Here is a 15,689-nt window from a genome sequence, read left to right as displayed (position 1 = left end):
CGGAGGCATGAAGCTCGCCTCCCTCAAGTCCGGCCGCGACGGCCGGCTCGTCGTCGTGTCGGAAGACCTGGCCTGGTACACCGACGCCTTCCTGATCGCGCGCACCCTGCAGGAGGCGCTGGACGACTGGGAACGCTGCGAACCGCTGCTGCGCGGCCTGGCCGAGAGCCTGGAGCACGGCTCCGTGCCGCGGGGCCGCTTCCATGAACGCGAAGCCGCCTCGCCCCTGCCCCGCGCCTACCAGTGGGCCGACGGCTCGGCTTACGTGAACCACGTCGCCCTGGTGCGGAAGGCGCGCAACGCCGAGATGCCCGACAGCTTCTGGACCGACCCGCTGATGTACCAGGGCGCCTCGGACGGCTTCCTGGCCCCGCGCGATCCGATCCCGCTGGCCGACGAAGCCTGGGGCTGCGATCTGGAGGCCGAGATCGCCGTGATCGTCGGCGACGTGAAGCAGGGCGCCTCGCGCGAGGAGGCCCTGGCGGCCGTGCGCCTGGTCGGCCTGGTCAACGACGTATCCCTGCGCAACCTGATCCCGGGCGAGCTGGCCAAGGGCTTCGGCTTCGTGCAGTCCAAGCCGGCCTCGGCCCTGTCGCCGGTGTTCGTCACGCCCGACGCGCTGGGCGCGCGCTGGAACGAGGGCAAGCTGCACGGCGCCCTGCTGGTCCAGTTGAACGGCGAGGAGTTCGGCCGCGCCGACGCCGGCGTCGACATGACCTTCGATTTCGGCACCCTGATCGCCCACGCCGCCAAGACCCGCGACCTGTGCGCGGGCACGGTGATCGGCTCCGGCACGGTGTCGAACCGCGACGCCGACGGCGGCCCGGGCAAGCCGGTGAAGGCCGGCGGCCTCGGCTATTCCTGCATCGCCGAGGTGCGCATGGTCGAGACCATACTGGGCGGCAAGCCCGAGACGCCGTTCCTGAAGCGCGGCGACCAGGTGCGCATCGAGATGCTCGACGAAAAGGGCCACAGCCTGTTCGGCGCGATCGAACAGACGGTCGCCGGCTGATCTGAGTCACAAGCGAGGCCGGGGGGCCCTCACATGTCCGTTTCCACGACGACGCCGCAGTATCTGCCCTATCTCATTCCGGTGGCGGTGATCGCCCTGATCATCCTGCGCAACCGGCGTGAGCGGCGCCTGCGGCTGGAGCTGATGTGGATCCTCCCGGCTTTCATGCTGCTGGGCGCGGGCGCGGCGCTCTATTATGCGCCGGGGCCGCACCCGGGCCCGGCCGCGATGGTCGGGCTGGCCCTCGCCCTGGCGCTCGGCGGCGTGCTGGGCTGGGTGCGCGGTCGCACCATCCGCATCCAGCACGACTCCGCCACCGGCGCGCTGACCGCCCAGGCATCGCCGCTGGGGATGCTCCTGATCCTCGCCATGTTCGCGATCCGCTATCCGCTGTCGCTCTACGCACAGGCCCACCCCGAAGCCCTGCACGTCAGCCCGACCATCCTGGCCGACGGCTTCCTGCTGTTCGCGGTCGGCCTGGTCCTGGCCCAGCGGATCGAGGTGGCCCTGCGCGCCCGCAAGCTGATGGCCGCCGCGCCGGCGACGGCCTGACGCGATCCGGATCCAGGCTTTGCGTTGACCGGCGCGCGCGCGGCGCTAGAGTGCGCGCCCTTCGGCCCCGTGCCCCGGTGGCGAAATGGTAGACGCGGGAGACTCAAAATCTCTTGCCGCAAGGCGTGCTGGTTCGAGTCCGGCCCGGGGCACCAAATTCCCGCACGCTGCGTGGAGCGAAACATTAATTTTCGCGTTCCACGGGAAGCGTGGCGGAACTTGGCCCCAACCTGCACTGTTATTCGAACCGGATGCATGGTTAACATGCGAGGGGAGACAGGGGGGACGCTATGCGACGCTCAAAGAGCATCGCGGCGGTTCTGGGGGGCGCGGGCCTGGGTTTGGTCTGTGTGACCGCCATCACGATCTGGGCGCATGGCGGCGCGACCGCCGACGAGCCCCTGCCCGATGACGAACTCATCACGGCCGGCGTCAGCGAGGCGCCCCCGTTCCTGACCTCCGCCACATCGGCCGCGCCGATCGCCGAAACCACCAGCGCCGTGTCCGCCGGCACGCCGTCCGCCCCTGTGGAATGGGTGCAGGAAGGCGTCCGCGAGCTCGACGCCGCCGCCGCCCCCGCCCTTCGCCAGGCCGAGCGCGTCGCCACCCGCTACGAGCCGCGCCTGAGCGTGCGGATGAACGAGAACGACGAGGGCGTGGCCAGCGGCACCGAACTGGCCCTGGCGCTGTCGCCGCAGACGAGCAAGACCACGACCTCCTCGCTGGAACAGAAGCTCGACAAGCTGGCCACGCGCATGGGCGTGGCCGAAGACTTCGGCCAGAAGCCGCGCTGGTTCGTGTTCGCCGCCAGCGACAACCAGGCGGTCGGCCTGAACATGCTGCGCGGCCGCAAGGGCGAACTGAAGCGCGCCGGCTTCAGCTCCGAGAAGGTCGCCGCCATCGGCGACGCCCAGGTCGGGGTCGGCTGGCGCAAGGGGCCGTTCCAGGCCGCCCTGTCCTTCATCGACCGCAAGATCGCCGCCTTCGGCGAAGACGCCAACGAGCGCTTCCTGGCCTTCACCGTGTCGATCAAGCCGACCCGGCAGAAGTCGGCCGCCCGGCAGCCGACCCGCAGCGCGCCGGAGCCGCAACCGACGCCCGAGCAGGCCGAGCTCCTGAAGGCGCGGGGCCAGGCCCAGGCCCAGTACCGCCCCACCGAACCGGCCCCTTCCGCGCGCTGATTTCCAGGCGTGGCGGCGGCGCCTCGCTACGGCTCCCGCGTGCGCGCAGGCGCGTGGATTTCCGCGTTCGGCAAGGTCCCGTAAACCCTGTTGACGCACCCTCCCGCTCAGCCTTGACCGCTAAGGGATTCCCTTGCGATCAAACCTTCCGGAAGCGAGAGGACGGACCATGGGCCTGTTGGCGCGCGCGCGCAGAGAGCTGAAGTTCACCGGCGGGCTGCAGCGCTTGCTCAAGCGCATCAAGACCATCGACCCGGCTTCCAATCACCTGCTGTGCGACGACTGGGAACAGGCGGTGGACCGCTGGCCCGAGAACGTGGCGGTGATCTTCGAGGACCGGCAGATCACCTACCGCGACCTCGACCAGATGGCCAACCGCTACGCCCACTGGGCGAAGGGGCGCAACATCCGTCGCGGCGACACCGTCGCCCTCTACATGCCCAACCGGATCGAGTACCTGGCCATCTGGCTGGGCCTGTCCAAGGTCGGCGTGGCCACCGCCCTGATCAACTCGAACCTGACCGGCGGGGCCCTGGCGCACAGCCTAAGCATTTCCGGCGCCGGCCACGTGCTGGCCGACTACGAGACCTACGCCGCGTTCGAGGACGTGCGCCACCAGCTGCCGCGCAGCGTCATGCTGTGGGTGCTGGGCCTGCGCGCCGAGGGCGAGACCAGCGACCGTCGCGGCCTCGACACCGCCGTGAAGGGCGCCAGCGCCGTGCGGCCCGACAAGGGCATGCGCATGGATCTGACGGCCAGCTCGACGGCGCTGTACATCTACACCTCGGGCACCACCGGCCTGCCGAAGGCGGCCAAGATCACCCACGCCCGCGCCCAGCTGTACATGCGCGCCTTCGCGGCCGCGACGGCGGCCACGCCGGCCGACCGGGTCTATGTCTGCCTGCCGCTCTACCACTCGACCGGCGGGCTGTGCGGGGTCGGCGCGGCCCTGCTGAACGGCGGCGCCGTGGTGCTGAAGAAGCGCTTCTCAGCCAGTCAGTTCTGGCCGGACGTGGTCGACAAGGGCTGCACCATGTTCGTCTACATCGGCGAACTGTGCCGTTATCTGGTGAACTCGCCGGAGCACGAGCTTGAGCGCAAGCACAAGCTGCGCCTGGCCTTCGGCAACGGCCTGCGTCCGGACATCTGGAAGACCTTCCAGAGCCGTTTCGCCATCCCCGAGATCCTGGAGTTCTACGGCTCGACCGAGGGCAACGTCTCGCTGTTCAACTTCGACGGCCGCCCCGGCGCGGTCGGCCGGATTCCCGGCTACCTGCGCAAGAAGTTCGACATCCGCCTGGTCAAGTTCGACATGGAGACCGAGGAGCCGATGCGCGGCGCCAACGGCCTGTGCGTCGAGGCCCGCCCCGGCGAGATCGGCGAGGCGATCGGCCTGATCGGCACGGACGCGCGCCACGCCTACTCGGGCTACGCCGACAAGGCCGCCTCCGAGAAGAAGATCCTGCGCGACGTCCTCACCCGAGGCGACGCCTGGTTCCGCACCGGCGACCTGATGCGCCAGGATTCCGACGGCTACTTCTATTTCGTCGACCGGGTGGGCGACACCTTCCGCTGGAAGGGCGAGAACGTCTCCACCACCGAGGTGGCCGAGCGGCTCAGCGAGGCCCCGGGCGTGCGCGAGGTGACGGTCTACGGCGTGCCGATCGAGGGCATGGAGGGCAAGGCCGGCATGGCCGCCCTGGTGGTCGACGACGGCTTCCAGATCGAGCGGCTCGGCGCCCACATGGACAGCGAGCTGCCCGGCTACGCCCGGCCGATCTTCGTGCGCATTCAGACCGACCTGGAGACCACCGGCACCTTCAAGTACCGCAAGGTCGACCTGGCGGCGGACGGCTTCGACCACACCCGCACCAAGGACGCCATCTGGTTCCGCGATCCGGAGAAGGGCTGGGTGAAGATGACCGCCCGGGTGCGCGAGAAGCTGCTCAAGGGCGAAGCCCGCGTCTGACCCGGCCAGGAAACCGGCCCCGTCGCCTCCGCGTTCAGACGCCGTTCTGAACCGGAGGACGACGCATGGCCTCGGCCCATCCCACCGTCGACCACGAAGAGATCAAGCGCTGGGCTGAAAAGCACGGCGGCCGCCCCGCCAAGGTCGAGACCGGCGCGCCGGGCGGCATACTGCGCCTGGATTTCGGCGAGAAGGATCCGAACCTGACGGAGATCTCCTGGGAGGAGTTCTTCGCCATCTTCGACGACAACGACCTGGCCCTGCTGTTGCCGCCGGACGCCAAGAGCCGGTTCAACAAGTTCGTCGCGCGCCCGAAGGACCTTCGCCACTAGCGCCCGACCGGCAGAGCGCCCTGTCGTCAAAAGAAAAGGCCGGCCGGGATCGCTCCCGGCCGGCCCGCGACGCCCCTGTGCGGGGACGAAGCTCTTAGTACTTGATGCGCAGGGTCGCGCCCCAGGTGCGGGGCTGGCCCAGGAAGGCGTTGTAGGTCTGGGTGTCCAGAGCCGGGTTGTAGTAGTTGCCGCTCGGCTGCAGCGTCGACTGGAAGGCGGTGCCCTGCAGCGGCGCGTTGAACACGACCTGGTAGTAGTCCACGTCGGTCAGGTTCTGACCCCACAGCTCGAAGGTCCAGCGGTCGTCTTCCGAACCGAAGGAGATGCGGCCGTTCACCAGGGTCATGGCGTCCTGCATGCCGGCCGGCAGCAGGTCCGACTTGGTGTTGTACTCGGAGGTGTACTTGGCCGACAGGTTGAAGCCCGCCTTCATCGCCCCGAACGAGCGCTCGTAGGTCACCGCGCCGGTGCTCGACCATTCCGGAGCGAACGACATCTGGGCGCCCGGCAGCAGGCTGAGCGCCGGGAAGTGGGTCGGATCGTTCAGGTCCGCGGCGGTGAACTTGCCGTACTCGGTCTTGGCGTAGGTCACGCCGCCCTGGAACGACAGGCCCTCGATCGGCGCGAACCAGATCAGGTCCATGTCGACGCCCTTGGACGTCAGCTCGGGGATCGTCTCCACGGCGAAGGCGGTGCCGAGGAAGGTGTTGAGCTGGAAGTCCGAGTACTCCTGCTGGAACAGGGTGGCGTTCAGCAGCAGCGAGTTGTCGAACCAGGTGGTCTTCAGACCCAGTTCGTAGCTGTCGACCATTTCCGGCGCGAAGTGGGTCGAGGCGTCCGGCATGAAGCCGCCCGGGGTGAGCGACTGCACGCGGTCAAGGTTGAAGCCGCCGCCCTTATAACCACGCGCGTAGGACACGTAGGTCATGATGTCGTCGTTGAAGCGGTACGACGCCTTCAGGGTGCCCGACCATTCGCGCTCTTCGCTCGACTGGTGGGTGATGCGGTTGTTGAACGCCGGGTTGGTCCAGGGCAGGCAGAGCACGCCCACGGCCGTCTGCTTCTGGGCGGCGGTCAGCGGGAGGTTCTGCCAGCGGTTCGTGGCGTAGTTGAACATCGCCGCCGGGCAGACCGAGTTGTTGGTCGGGTTGGTCTGGTGCGTGTCGAGATCCTTGTCCTCCATCGTGTAGCGGAGGCCCATGGTGATATCGAACGCGTCGGTGACGTGCAGGGTGTTGTTGGTGAACAACGCCAGCGTCTTGGAGGTCTGGTCGTAGGTGTCCAGAGCCGACTTGCCCGCCGTGAAGGTCGGGCCGGCGCCGGAGGGAACCCAGGCGGTGCCCGGCCCCGGATCCAGGTCGGTGTACGAGCCGGTCAGGATGCCGACCATGCCCGGGTTGGCGCCGCCGCTGAGGATCAGCGACAGGTAGGTGTTGTAGTCGGCGCCCAGGTTGTAAGCGTCGGTCCGGCTCAGGTCTTCGCTGGCGTAGAAGCCGCCGACCAGCCAGTCGAGGTGGTCGGTCGAACCGGCCAGGCGGATTTCCTGGCTGAGGGTGTCGAAGGAGAAGCCGTACTCGCCGTTGGCCTCACGGTAGAGGATGTCGGCGCCCGAATAGTCGATGTCGTGGCCGTTTGTGGAATCCCAGAACCGGACCGAGGAGATCGAGGTCAGGGTGGCGTTCCAGTTCGGCAGGTCGACGTTGGCCTCGATCGACAGGCCCTTGTCCTCGACCGTCTGGCCGGTGCCGCGGTTCGAGTAGGCCGTGCGCGAGAACGGCAGCATCGGGAAGGTCGGGCCGCCGGCCGGGGCGACGCCTTCGCCGCTGGCGGTGATCAGCGGGTTGTTCAGGATCGCGGCGGTCGGGCCGGAGCGGACCTGCACCGCGGCGCAGCAGTTTTCTTCGCGCTTGGTGTAGTCGGCGATGGCGCGGATCTCGACCGAGTCCGACGGCAGCAGCAGCAGCTGGCCGCGGGCGGTCCAGAAGTTCTGGTCCTGGTCCGAGGTCAGGGTGCGCGGGCCGTCGCCGGTCTTCACGTCGTAGAAGCCGTCACGCTCGCGCTTGGCCACGTACAGGCGGCCGGCCAGCTTGTCGCCGGCGATCGGGCCGGTGACCGAAGCGGACGCGCCCAGGGCGCCGTCGCTGCCGGCGGTCAGCTCGCCTTCGGCGCCGAATTCGAACGACGGCGCTTCGGTGATGATGTTGATGACGCCGGCCGAGGTGTTCTTGCCGAACAGCGTGCCCTGCGGGCCCTTCAGCACTTCGATGCGCTGCATCTCGCCGAGGTCGCCGAAGCCGACGCCGTTGCGCGGACGATACACGCCGTCGATCACGACGCCGACCGAGCTCTCCAGGCCCGGGTTGTCGCCGACGGTGCCGACGCCGCGGATACGGGCGGTGGTGATGGTTTCGCTGGTCGTCGAGGTGACGGTCAGGCCCGGAGTCAGGATCTGCAGATCCTTGATGTCCTTGACGCCCGCGTTTTCGAGAAGTTCTTCCGACAGCGACGTGACCACGATCGGCACGTCCTGCAGGTTCTGTTCGCGCTTCTGAGCGGTGACCACCAGCTCGTCGACCGAGTTGATCTCGTCGTCTTGCGCGTAGGCCGCACCGGCGTAGCTCGCACCGGCGGCGAAAGCCGCGAGGACGGCGACCGACGCCGTGCCGCGGAGAATCTTCGTGAAGCGCATTTCCTGCCCCGACTTTTGCGCGCCGCATTGGCTGCGGTCACGCCGCTCTTTGTTCTTGAAGCCGGCCAAGTCGATCCCTGGACGGATTCTGACTTAATTTGGGTAATCTACGGCGCAGGCGTGAACAAGCGGCCACGCTTCAACCCGTTGCAGGCTTGCGAATGTTGTGACGCAAATGCACCAGCTTCCGCTAGGTCAAGTAGTCTCGACGTAGGGAGTTGGTTCGGCGCCCACCGATCTACGCCGCGAAGCCGCCCAGCCCAGTGCAACGGCGCCACATAGACCCGAAAGCAGCGACCCGCAGATCACGCCCAGCTTCATCTGGGCGAGCAGGGCCGGGTCGCCGCCGAAGGCGAGGCCGCCCAGGAACAGGCTGAAGGTGAAGCCGACGCCGCACAGGACGGAGACGCCGTAGAGCTCCGCCCAGGTCGCCCCGCCCGGCCGCCGCGCCAGCCCCGTGACCGCCGCCAGGGCCGCACCGCCGAACACGCCGGCCGGCTTGCCCAGGAACAGGCCCAGCGCGACGCCCACCGACACCGGCGTGAGCACGTCGTGGGCGGGAATTTCTCCGAACGACACGCCCGCCGAGGTGAAGGCGAACAGCGGCAGGATCAGGAAGGCGACCCAGGGGTGCAGGGCCTCGACCGCGATCTTCAGCGGGACCGGCTCGCCGGGCCGGGGCGCTATGGCCGGCACGGTGAAGGCGGCGGCGACCCCGGCCAGGGACGGGCTGACCCCGGCCGCGCGCGCGAACCCCCAGGCCAGCAGGAAGCCCAGCATCGGATAGACGAACGACACGCGCCGCCCGCGCTGGACGAAGGCCATGGCCGCCAGCGCCAGGGCCGCGCCGATCAGCGGCGTGGGGTGCAGGTGGCGGCTGTAGGCCAGCGCGATGATGGCCACCGCGCCCAGATCGTCGACGATGGCCAGCGTCATCAGGAACACGCGCAGCGAGGCCGGCAGGCCGCGTCCGACCGCGGCGAACACCGCCAGCGCCAGGCCGACGTCGGTGGCGACCGGGGCCGACCAGCCGCGCAGGTCTCCACCCGGGCCCTGGTTCAGCAGCAGGTAGAGGGCGGCGGGAGCGACCATGCCGCCCAGCGCCGCCAGCACCGGCATGGCCACGCGGCGAGGATTGGACAGCTCCCCCTTCAGCACCTCGAACTTGATCTCGAGGCCGACGACGAAGAACACCACCGCCATCAGTCCGTCGCGGACCCAGCCGGCGACGGTGTCGCTGGCCCGCCACGCCCCGACCTGCAGCGGGACCTCGGCGCCCAGCAGGCGGAAGTAGGCCCCGGCCCAGGGCGAATTGGCCAGGGCGAGAGCGACCGCCGCCGCCGCCGCGAGCAGGACGCCCGACGCCGCTTCGGTACGCAGGAAGTCGAGCGTGAACCGACGGGCCATGGCGCTCCCTCGGGGCCGAGCGTTTCAACTTGGCGGGAGCGTCCGGGGTTATCAAGCGAACGGCTCGCGCCGCGTGTTATGGGACGCAGATGCCCGTCGCCGCCGATTTCCGCCTCGACAACCGCTTCCGCGCCTTAGGTCCCGAGTTCGCCGACCCGGTCGAGCCGGCCGGCTTTCCCGAGACGAACCTTCGATTTCGCAATGACCGGATCGCCCGGCGTGTCGGCCTGGACACGCTGACCGACGCCGAGTGGGTCGCAACCTTCGGCCGGTTCGAGCCCTTGCCCGGCGCGCCGGACGAGCGGCTGGCCATGCGTTACCACGGCCACCAGTTCCAGGTTTACAACCCCGAGCTCGGCGACGGCCGCGGCTTCCTCTTCGCCCAGCTGCGCGAGGCCGGGACGGGGCGGCTGCTCGACCTGGGCACCAAGGGCTCGGGCCAGACGCCCTGGTCGCGCTCCGGCGACGGACGCCTGACCCTGAAGGGCGGCGTGCGCGAGATCCTCGCCACCGAAATGCTGGAGGCGCTGGGCGTCCCGACGTCGAAATCGCTGTCGCTGATCGAGACCGGCGAAAAGCTCGCCCGCGGCGACGAGCCCTCGCCCACGCGCTCGGCGGTGCTGACCCGCCTGTCGTGGAGCCACGTCCGGTTCGGGACCTTCCAGCGCCTGGCCTACTTCGACCGCGCCGACCTGATCGGCCAGCTGATCGACCACGTGGTCGAGCTCTATTACCCGGAGCTGGCCGACACCGACGCGAAGGACCGGCCCGCCGCCTTGCTGCGCGCGGTCACCGCGCGGGCCGCGCAGTTGGTGGCGCGCTGGACCGGCGCCGGCTTCGTGCACGGCGTGCTCAACACCGACAACATGAACGTCACCGGCGAGAGCTTCGACTACGGGCCGTGGCGGTTCCTGCCGCACTACGATCCCTCGTTCACGGCCGCCTATTTCGACCACGCCGGCCTCTACGCCTTCGGACGGCAAGGCGAGGCCGTGTTCTGGAACCTGCGCCAACTGGCCGCCTGCTTCACCCTGGTCGCCGAAACCGATCCGCTGGTCGAGGTGCTGAACGGCTTCGGCGAACTCTACCAGGCCGAGATGCGGGCGGCCTTCGTCCGGCGCCTGGGCGTGAGCCCGCGCGACGAGGCGGCCGACACCGCGCTGGGGACGGCGACGCTGAAGCTGCTGTCCGAGGCCGGCGACGCGCTGCGCTGGGAGCCCCTGTTCTTCGATTGGTTCGGCGGCGTGGCCTCCGAGGCGCGGGCCATGGCCGGACCGCGGGCCGGGGTCTACGCCGGGGCGACCTTCGACGCCTTCCGCGCCGCGCTCGCGCCGTACGCGCCGGACCGGCCCGAGCGCCTGACGCACGCCTACTTCCAGCGCCCGGAGCCGGAGGAGATGCTGATCGACGAGGTCGAGGCGATCTGGGCCGAAATCGACGCCCGCGACGACTGGAGCGCCTTGCACGCCAAGCTCGCGCGCATCGGCGAGGCGCGCGAGGCCTGGGGGATCGCCCTGCCCTGACGCCGAGGCGGTTGCCGGCGAGACCGGGCCGCCTATCTCAACACCGCAGCCGTAGCCGGAGAGCGGCCGATGACGCGTTTGCTCGAGCGGATCGGGATCAGGCTTCCGATCATCCAGGCCCCCATGGCGGGCACCTCGACCCCGCAGATGGCCGCCGCCGTCACCAAGGCTGGCGCGTTGGGCTCGATCGGGGTGGGCGCGGTCAAGGCCGACGTCGCACGGACCATGATCGAAGCGATCCGCGCCGCCACCCACGGCCCATTCAACGTCAACGTCTTCTGCCACGCCCCGGCCCGCGCCGACCCCCAGCGGGAACGCGCCTGGCTGGCCGCCCTGAAGCCGCTGTTCGACGGCTTCGGTGCCGCGCCGCCGACGGGGCTCACCGAGATTTACAAGAGCTTCCTCGTCGACGACGACATGCTCGACGTCCTGCTTGAGACGCGGCCCGCCGTGGTCAGCTTCCACTTCGGCCTGCCCGCGCCCGAGAAAATCGCGCGGCTGAAGGCGGCCGGGATCGTCCTCCTCTCGACCGCCACCAACCTCCAGGAAGCCGAGGCGGCCGTCGTCGCCGGCGTCGACGCGATCGTCGCGCAAGGCTGGGAGGCCGGCGGCCACCGCGGCGCGTTCGATCCGTCGTCCGACAGCCGCCTGGGACTGGTCGCCCTCACCCGCCTGCTCGTCGCCAAGGTCCCGCTGCCGGTCATAGCCGCCGGCGGGATCATGGACGGGGCCGGGATCGCCGCCGCCCTCGACCTCGGAGCCGAGGCGGCCCAGCTCGGCACCGCCTTCATCGGCTGCCCGGAATCCAGCGCCGACCAGCACCACCGCGACGCCCTGTTCAGCCCCGCCGCCGAGCGGACCGAAATGACCGCCCTGATCTCCGGGCGCCCGGCCCGCTGCCTGGCCAACCGTTTCACCGCCCTGGCGGATGGGGCGCTGGCCGGCGTCGCCACGCCCGACTACCCGATCGCCTACGACGCAGGCAAAGCGCTGAACGCGGCGGCCAAAGCCAAAGGCGACGGCGGCTTCGGGGCGCAGTGGGCCGGCCAGGGCGCGCCCCTGGCCCGCGCCATGCCGGCCGCCGAGCTGATCCAGGCCCTGGCCGAAGAGCTCGCCGCGGCGCGCCGTCAGGTCAGCTGAGGCCCTTGAACCTGCGCAGCCGCTGCTCGCGCTCGCGCGCGTAGGCCGGCGTCCGCTCGGCGGTCAGATCGTCGTGCGACAGCGACCGGCCGCAGGTTTCGCACAAGGGCCCCAACCCCGCGGGGCCGCCGCAGGCGTCGTGGGTGAACTCCACCGCTCGCGCCTCGCCCGGCGCCTTGCACCAGGTCTCGCCCCAGGCGCGCAGCGCCAGCAGCACCGGGAAGAACGCCCGCCCCTTCTCGGTGAGGTGATACTCGTGTCGCAGCGGACGTTGGCTGTAGGGCCGACGCTCGATCAGGCCGTCGGCCTCCATCTGCTTCAGGCGCGCGGCCGCCATCTGCGGGGTCGCTTCGGTCCCAGCCTGGATCTCGTCGAACCGGCGGGCGCCTCCGAACAGTTCACGCAGAACCAGGACCGTCCAGCGGTCGCCGACCAGGTCTTCCGCGCGAGCGACGGGGCAGAGGGTCGGCGCGCGTTTTGTCACTTTCTTTTCCATAGCCGCTTGTCGGTATGATTTTCATATCCATATGGCGCGTCATCGGGCCGGGGGCAACGAAAGGAACCGACCATGAGCGACCAACCCGCGGTGCTGATCACCGGCGCCTCCACCGGAATCGGCGCGGTGTACGCCGACCGCTTCGCCCGGCGCGGCCACGACCTGGTGCTGGTCGCGCGCGACCAGGCCCGGCTGGAGGCGCTGGCCGAGCGTCTGCGGCGCGAGACCGGCGTCGCCGTCGACCTCCTGCGCGCCGACCTGGCCGACGCGGCCGACCTGGCGAAGATCGAGGATCGGCTGCGCGAGGACGCCCGCATCGGCGTCCTGGTCAACAACGCCGGCGCCAGCCTGCCCGGCGGCTTCCTGGACCAGAGCCCCGACGCGGTGGCCGGGCTGGTGGCGCTCAACGTCACCGCCCCGGCCCGCCTGACCGCCGCCGTCGCGCCCCGGTTCGCCGCCGAGGGCCGAGGCGCGATCGTGAACCTGGGCTCGGTCATCGGCCTGGCCCCTGAGATGGGCGCCACCGTCTACGGGGCGACCAAGGCCTTCGTGCTATTCCTTTCGCAGAGCCTGCAGACGGAACTCGGCCCCAAGGGGGTCTACGTCCAGGCGGTCCTGCCGGCCGCCACCCGCACCGAGATCTGGGAGCGCGCCGGCAAGGACGTGAACGCCCTGCCCGCGGTCATGGAGGTCGACGACCTGGTCGACGCGGCCCTGCTCGGCTTCGACCGGCGCGAGCCGGTCACCATCCCGCCCCTGCCGGACGCGGCCCAATGGGAGGCCGCCGAGGCCGCGCGCCAGGCGCTGATCCCCGGCTTCGCGAACGCCCGCCCCGCTGAACGCTATCGCGCCGCCTGATGCCGGCTCTCGAGACCATGCTGAAGCGCCTGCTGCGGATCGCCCGCGCAGGCGCCGCCGGCCTGACCGTGACCGGCCTGGCCGCGCTCGAGGTCGCCCGTCCGCAGGCGACGCCCTGCCCGATCGCCGCGCCCGCACCGGTCCGACGTCGGGCGGGCGGGGGCTAGCCAGCCGGCCAGGGAACATGCGTCGCGCGCCGCCAGTCGGTGGCGCGCACACGTGTTCCCGCGTTCGGGATCGGGAGAACGATCATGTCCGCACGGCGCCCCTCGATCGACCGACGCGGTTTCCTGTCGTCCGCGTCCGCCGGTGCGCTCGGGCTGCTGCTCCCGGTCGCCGCCCGCGCCGCCGCGCCGGCCAGCGACGACGCCTCGATCCGCCCGTTCCAGTACCACGCGACCGACGCCCAGCTCGCCGACCTGAAGCGGCGCGTCCAGGCGACCAAGTGGCCCGACCGAGAGCTGGTCGGCGACATCAGCCAGGGCGTGCCGCTGGCGACCATGCAGAAGCTCGCGAACTACTGGGCCAATCAGTACGACTGGCGAAAGTTCGAGACGAAGCTGAATTCCTATCCGCAGTTCGTCACCACCATCGACGGCGTGCCGATCCACTTCATCCACGTGAAGTCCAAGCACCCGAACGCCCTGCCGATCATCATCACCCACGGCTGGCCGGGGTCGGTGGTCGAGCAGATGAAGATCATCGAGCCGCTGACCGACCCGACCAAGCACGGCGGCACGGCGGGCGACGCCTTCGACGTGGTGATCCCGTCGCTGCCGGGCTACGGCTTCTCGGGCAAGCCCACCCAACTCGGCTGGGACCCGGTCAGGATCGCCGGAAGCTGGATCACCCTGATGGACCGGCTGGGCTACGACAAGTACGTCGCCCAGGGCGGCGACTGGGGCAACGCCGTCACCGAGCAGATGGCCCTGAAGAAGCCCGCCGGCCTGGTCGGCATCCACACCAACATGCCCGCCACCGTGCCGCCGGCGATCGATAAGGCGATCAAGGATGGCGCGCCGCAGCCGGCTGACCTGACCCCGGACGAGAAGCGCGCCTGGGAGCAGCTGGACTACTTCTACAAGCACGGCCTGGCCTACGCCCAGGAAATGGGAAACCGTCCGCAGACGCTCTACGCGCTGGATGACTCGCCGGTCGGCCTGGCCGCCTGGATGCTCGACCACGACGCCGAAAGCCTGAAGCTGATGATGCGCGTGATCGACGGCCAGCCGGAGGGTCTGACCCCGGACGACGTGCTGGACAACGCCACCCTCTACTGGCTGACCGACACCGGCGTGTCCTCGGCCCGGCTCTACTGGGAAAGCAAGCTGCCGTTCTTCGCGCCCAAGGGCGTGACCCTGCCCACCGCGGTCAGCGCGTTCCCGAACGAGCTCTACACCGCTCCGAAGACCTGGGCGGAGAAGGCCTATCCCAACCTGATCTACTACAAGCGCCAGCCCAAGGGCGGCCACTTCGCCGCCTGGGAGCAGCCGGCGGCGCTGACCGAAGACCTGCGCGCCGGCTTCAAGACGCTGCGGTGACGGCGGCTCACCGCTCCCGGAACGACCTCCACAGGGTCTGTTCGAGCGGCTCCGGCAGACACTGAAGCGCGGTCCGCACAGCGCCAGGGCAAGCAGCCGGTTTCATCGAGATTTTTGGAGATCGTGGCGGCCCCGGCAGGACTCGAACCTGCGACCTTCGCTTTAGGAAAGCGCTGCTCTATCCGGCTGAGCTACGGAGCCACGCGCCTCAGATAGCCGCCGACGCGGCGCAAGGAAAGGGTGCGCCGCGCGCTGGCCTGGGGGCGGAACCGGTTTGTGGCCAAGCTCGAATCGGCTACCATTAGTAGTAGGGAACAAAGGCTGAATCGGGCGATGTCGCTGATTCGGTCATGATTCGTTTCGCCGCTGTTCGGGCGCCGCATGCCCTTGCGTTAAGCTCAGGCGGCGAGCTGCTTCTCCACCCACGCCGCGAAGGCGTCCATGAACGCCTGCAGGAACTTGCGGGTGTCGTCGTTGGTCAACCGCCCCTCCTCGTCGAACAGCTTGTGGGCCCCGCCCACATAGGCCTCTGGCTGCTGCAGCGGCCGCACGTCCAGGAACACCAGCGACTGGCGCAGATGGTGGTTGGCGCCGAAGCCGCCGATCGCGCCGGGCGAGCCGCTGATCACCGCGCCCGGCTTGCCGGCCCAGGCGCTGTGGCCGTACGGGCGCGAGCCGACATCGATGGCGTTCTTCAACACGCCGGGGACCGAGCGGTTGTACTCGGGCGTGACGAACAGCAAGGCGTCGGCGGCCGCGATCCGCTCGCGGAAGGCCCGCCAGGCGGCGGGCGGCGGATCCTCATCGAGATCGGCGTTGTAGAGCGGCAGCTCGCCGATCGGGACGATCTCCAGCTTCAGGCTCGCCGGCGCGAGTTCCCGCAGCGCGTGGGCGAGCTTCAGGTTCAGCGACCCTTTACGCAGGCTGCCGACCAGGACGGCGACGTCGCGGGGCGAGCTCATCCGGCTGCTCTCGAAAGCGATTCCCGA

The 15,689-nt window shown here is 69.8% G+C and carries 14 protein-coding genes and 2 tRNA genes; 11 read left to right on the top strand and 5 right to left on the bottom strand.

Translation table 11 applies throughout. From position 1 onward, the window contains the following. Positions 1-7 precede the first annotated feature (7 nt). From H8B08_RS01355 to H8B08_RS01330, 6 genes are all read left to right on the top strand, one after another. Positions 8-1,012 carry a fumarylacetoacetate hydrolase family protein gene (locus tag H8B08_RS01355; RefSeq protein WP_187448423.1) on the top strand — a complete coding sequence of 335 codons (1,005 nt, stop codon included), beginning with the start codon at positions 8-10 and terminating at the stop codon, positions 1,010-1,012. Positions 1,013-1,045: 33 nt separating this feature from the next. Further along, on the top strand, positions 1,046-1,564 hold the full coding sequence (locus H8B08_RS01350; RefSeq protein ID WP_187448422.1) for a CcdC protein domain-containing protein: 519 nt from the start codon (positions 1,046-1,048) through the stop codon (positions 1,562-1,564). 71 nt (positions 1,565-1,635) lie between these two features. Next, positions 1,636-1,719, top strand: a tRNA-Leu gene (locus tag H8B08_RS01345). Between the two features lie 195 nt (positions 1,720-1,914). After that, entirely contained in the window at positions 1,915-2,745 is an 831-nt protein-coding gene (locus tag H8B08_RS01340; RefSeq protein WP_187448421.1) for a hypothetical protein, read from the top strand. A gap of 169 nt (positions 2,746-2,914) precedes the next feature. Then, positions 2,915-4,714 carry a long-chain-acyl-CoA synthetase gene (locus H8B08_RS01335; RefSeq protein WP_187448420.1) on the top strand — a complete coding sequence of 600 codons (1,800 nt, stop codon included), beginning with the start codon at positions 2,915-2,917 and terminating at the stop codon, positions 4,712-4,714. A gap of 65 nt (positions 4,715-4,779) precedes the next feature. Beyond that, a complete protein-coding gene (locus tag H8B08_RS01330; RefSeq protein ID WP_187448419.1) occupies positions 4,780-5,046 on the top strand; it encodes a hypothetical protein in 267 nt (88 codons plus the stop codon). Between the two features lie 94 nt (positions 5,047-5,140). On the opposite strand, the gene H8B08_RS01325 is transcribed toward H8B08_RS01330, so the two are convergent. Beyond that, a complete protein-coding gene (locus H8B08_RS01325) occupies positions 5,141-7,735 on the bottom strand; it encodes a TonB-dependent receptor (protein WP_187448418.1) in 2,595 nt (864 codons plus the stop codon). Between the two features lie 195 nt (positions 7,736-7,930). Then, positions 7,931-9,142, bottom strand: a complete 1,212-nt coding sequence (gene nhaA / locus H8B08_RS01320) for a Na+/H+ antiporter NhaA (RefSeq protein WP_187448417.1) — start codon at positions 9,140-9,142, stop codon at positions 7,931-7,933. An 89-nt stretch (positions 9,143-9,231) separates the two neighbouring features. Here nhaA and H8B08_RS01315 point away from each other — a divergent pair, with 89 nt between their 5' ends. Then, complete coding sequence (locus H8B08_RS01315) at positions 9,232-10,665, top strand: protein adenylyltransferase SelO (protein WP_187448416.1); 1,434 nt, start codon at positions 9,232-9,234, stop codon at positions 10,663-10,665. A gap of 69 nt (positions 10,666-10,734) precedes the next feature. Continuing rightward, on the top strand, positions 10,735-11,805 hold the full coding sequence (locus tag H8B08_RS01310; protein ID WP_187448415.1) for a nitronate monooxygenase family protein: 1,071 nt from the start codon (positions 10,735-10,737) through the stop codon (positions 11,803-11,805). On the opposite strand, the gene H8B08_RS01305 is transcribed toward H8B08_RS01310, so the two are convergent. Then, the gene (locus H8B08_RS01305; protein WP_187448414.1) at positions 11,798-12,301 is read right to left on the bottom strand and encodes a helix-turn-helix domain-containing protein; all 504 of its coding nucleotides are present in this window, start codon (positions 12,299-12,301) and stop codon (positions 11,798-11,800) included. The genes H8B08_RS01310 and H8B08_RS01305 overlap by 8 nt on opposite strands. 72 nt (positions 12,302-12,373) lie before the next feature. On the opposite strand from H8B08_RS01305, the gene H8B08_RS01300 reads away from it, so the two are divergent. The 3 genes from H8B08_RS01300 (at position 12,374) to H8B08_RS01290 (ending at position 14,700) form a co-directional block, all read left to right on the top strand. Then, complete coding sequence (locus tag H8B08_RS01300; RefSeq protein WP_187448413.1) at positions 12,374-13,159, top strand: SDR family oxidoreductase; 786 nt, start codon at positions 12,374-12,376, stop codon at positions 13,157-13,159. Further along, complete coding sequence (locus H8B08_RS01295) at positions 13,159-13,326, top strand: hypothetical protein (RefSeq protein ID WP_187448412.1); 168 nt, start codon at positions 13,159-13,161, stop codon at positions 13,324-13,326. Before H8B08_RS01300 ends, H8B08_RS01295 begins: the two co-directional genes overlap by 1 nt. Before the next feature lie 84 nt (positions 13,327-13,410). Beyond that, entirely contained in the window at positions 13,411-14,700 is a 1,290-nt protein-coding gene (locus H8B08_RS01290) for an epoxide hydrolase family protein (protein ID WP_187448411.1), read from the top strand. 124 nt (positions 14,701-14,824) lie between these two features. Here H8B08_RS01290 and H8B08_RS01285 read toward each other — a convergent pair. Further along, positions 14,825-14,901: transfer RNA gene (locus tag H8B08_RS01285), tRNA-Arg, on the bottom strand. Positions 14,902-15,098: 197 nt separating this feature from the next. Beyond that, positions 15,099-15,662 (bottom strand): NADPH-dependent FMN reductase, encoded by a 564-nt coding sequence (locus H8B08_RS01280; RefSeq protein WP_187448410.1) that lies wholly within the window; start codon positions 15,660-15,662, stop codon positions 15,099-15,101. Positions 15,663-15,689: the final 27 nt, after the last annotated feature.

Origin of the sequence: Caulobacter sp. 17J80-11, assembly GCF_014349105.1 — a bacterium.
Taxonomy (GTDB): domain Bacteria; phylum Pseudomonadota; class Alphaproteobacteria; order Caulobacterales; family Caulobacteraceae; genus 17J80-11.
This window is presented reverse-complemented; position numbering and strand designations above follow the sequence as displayed.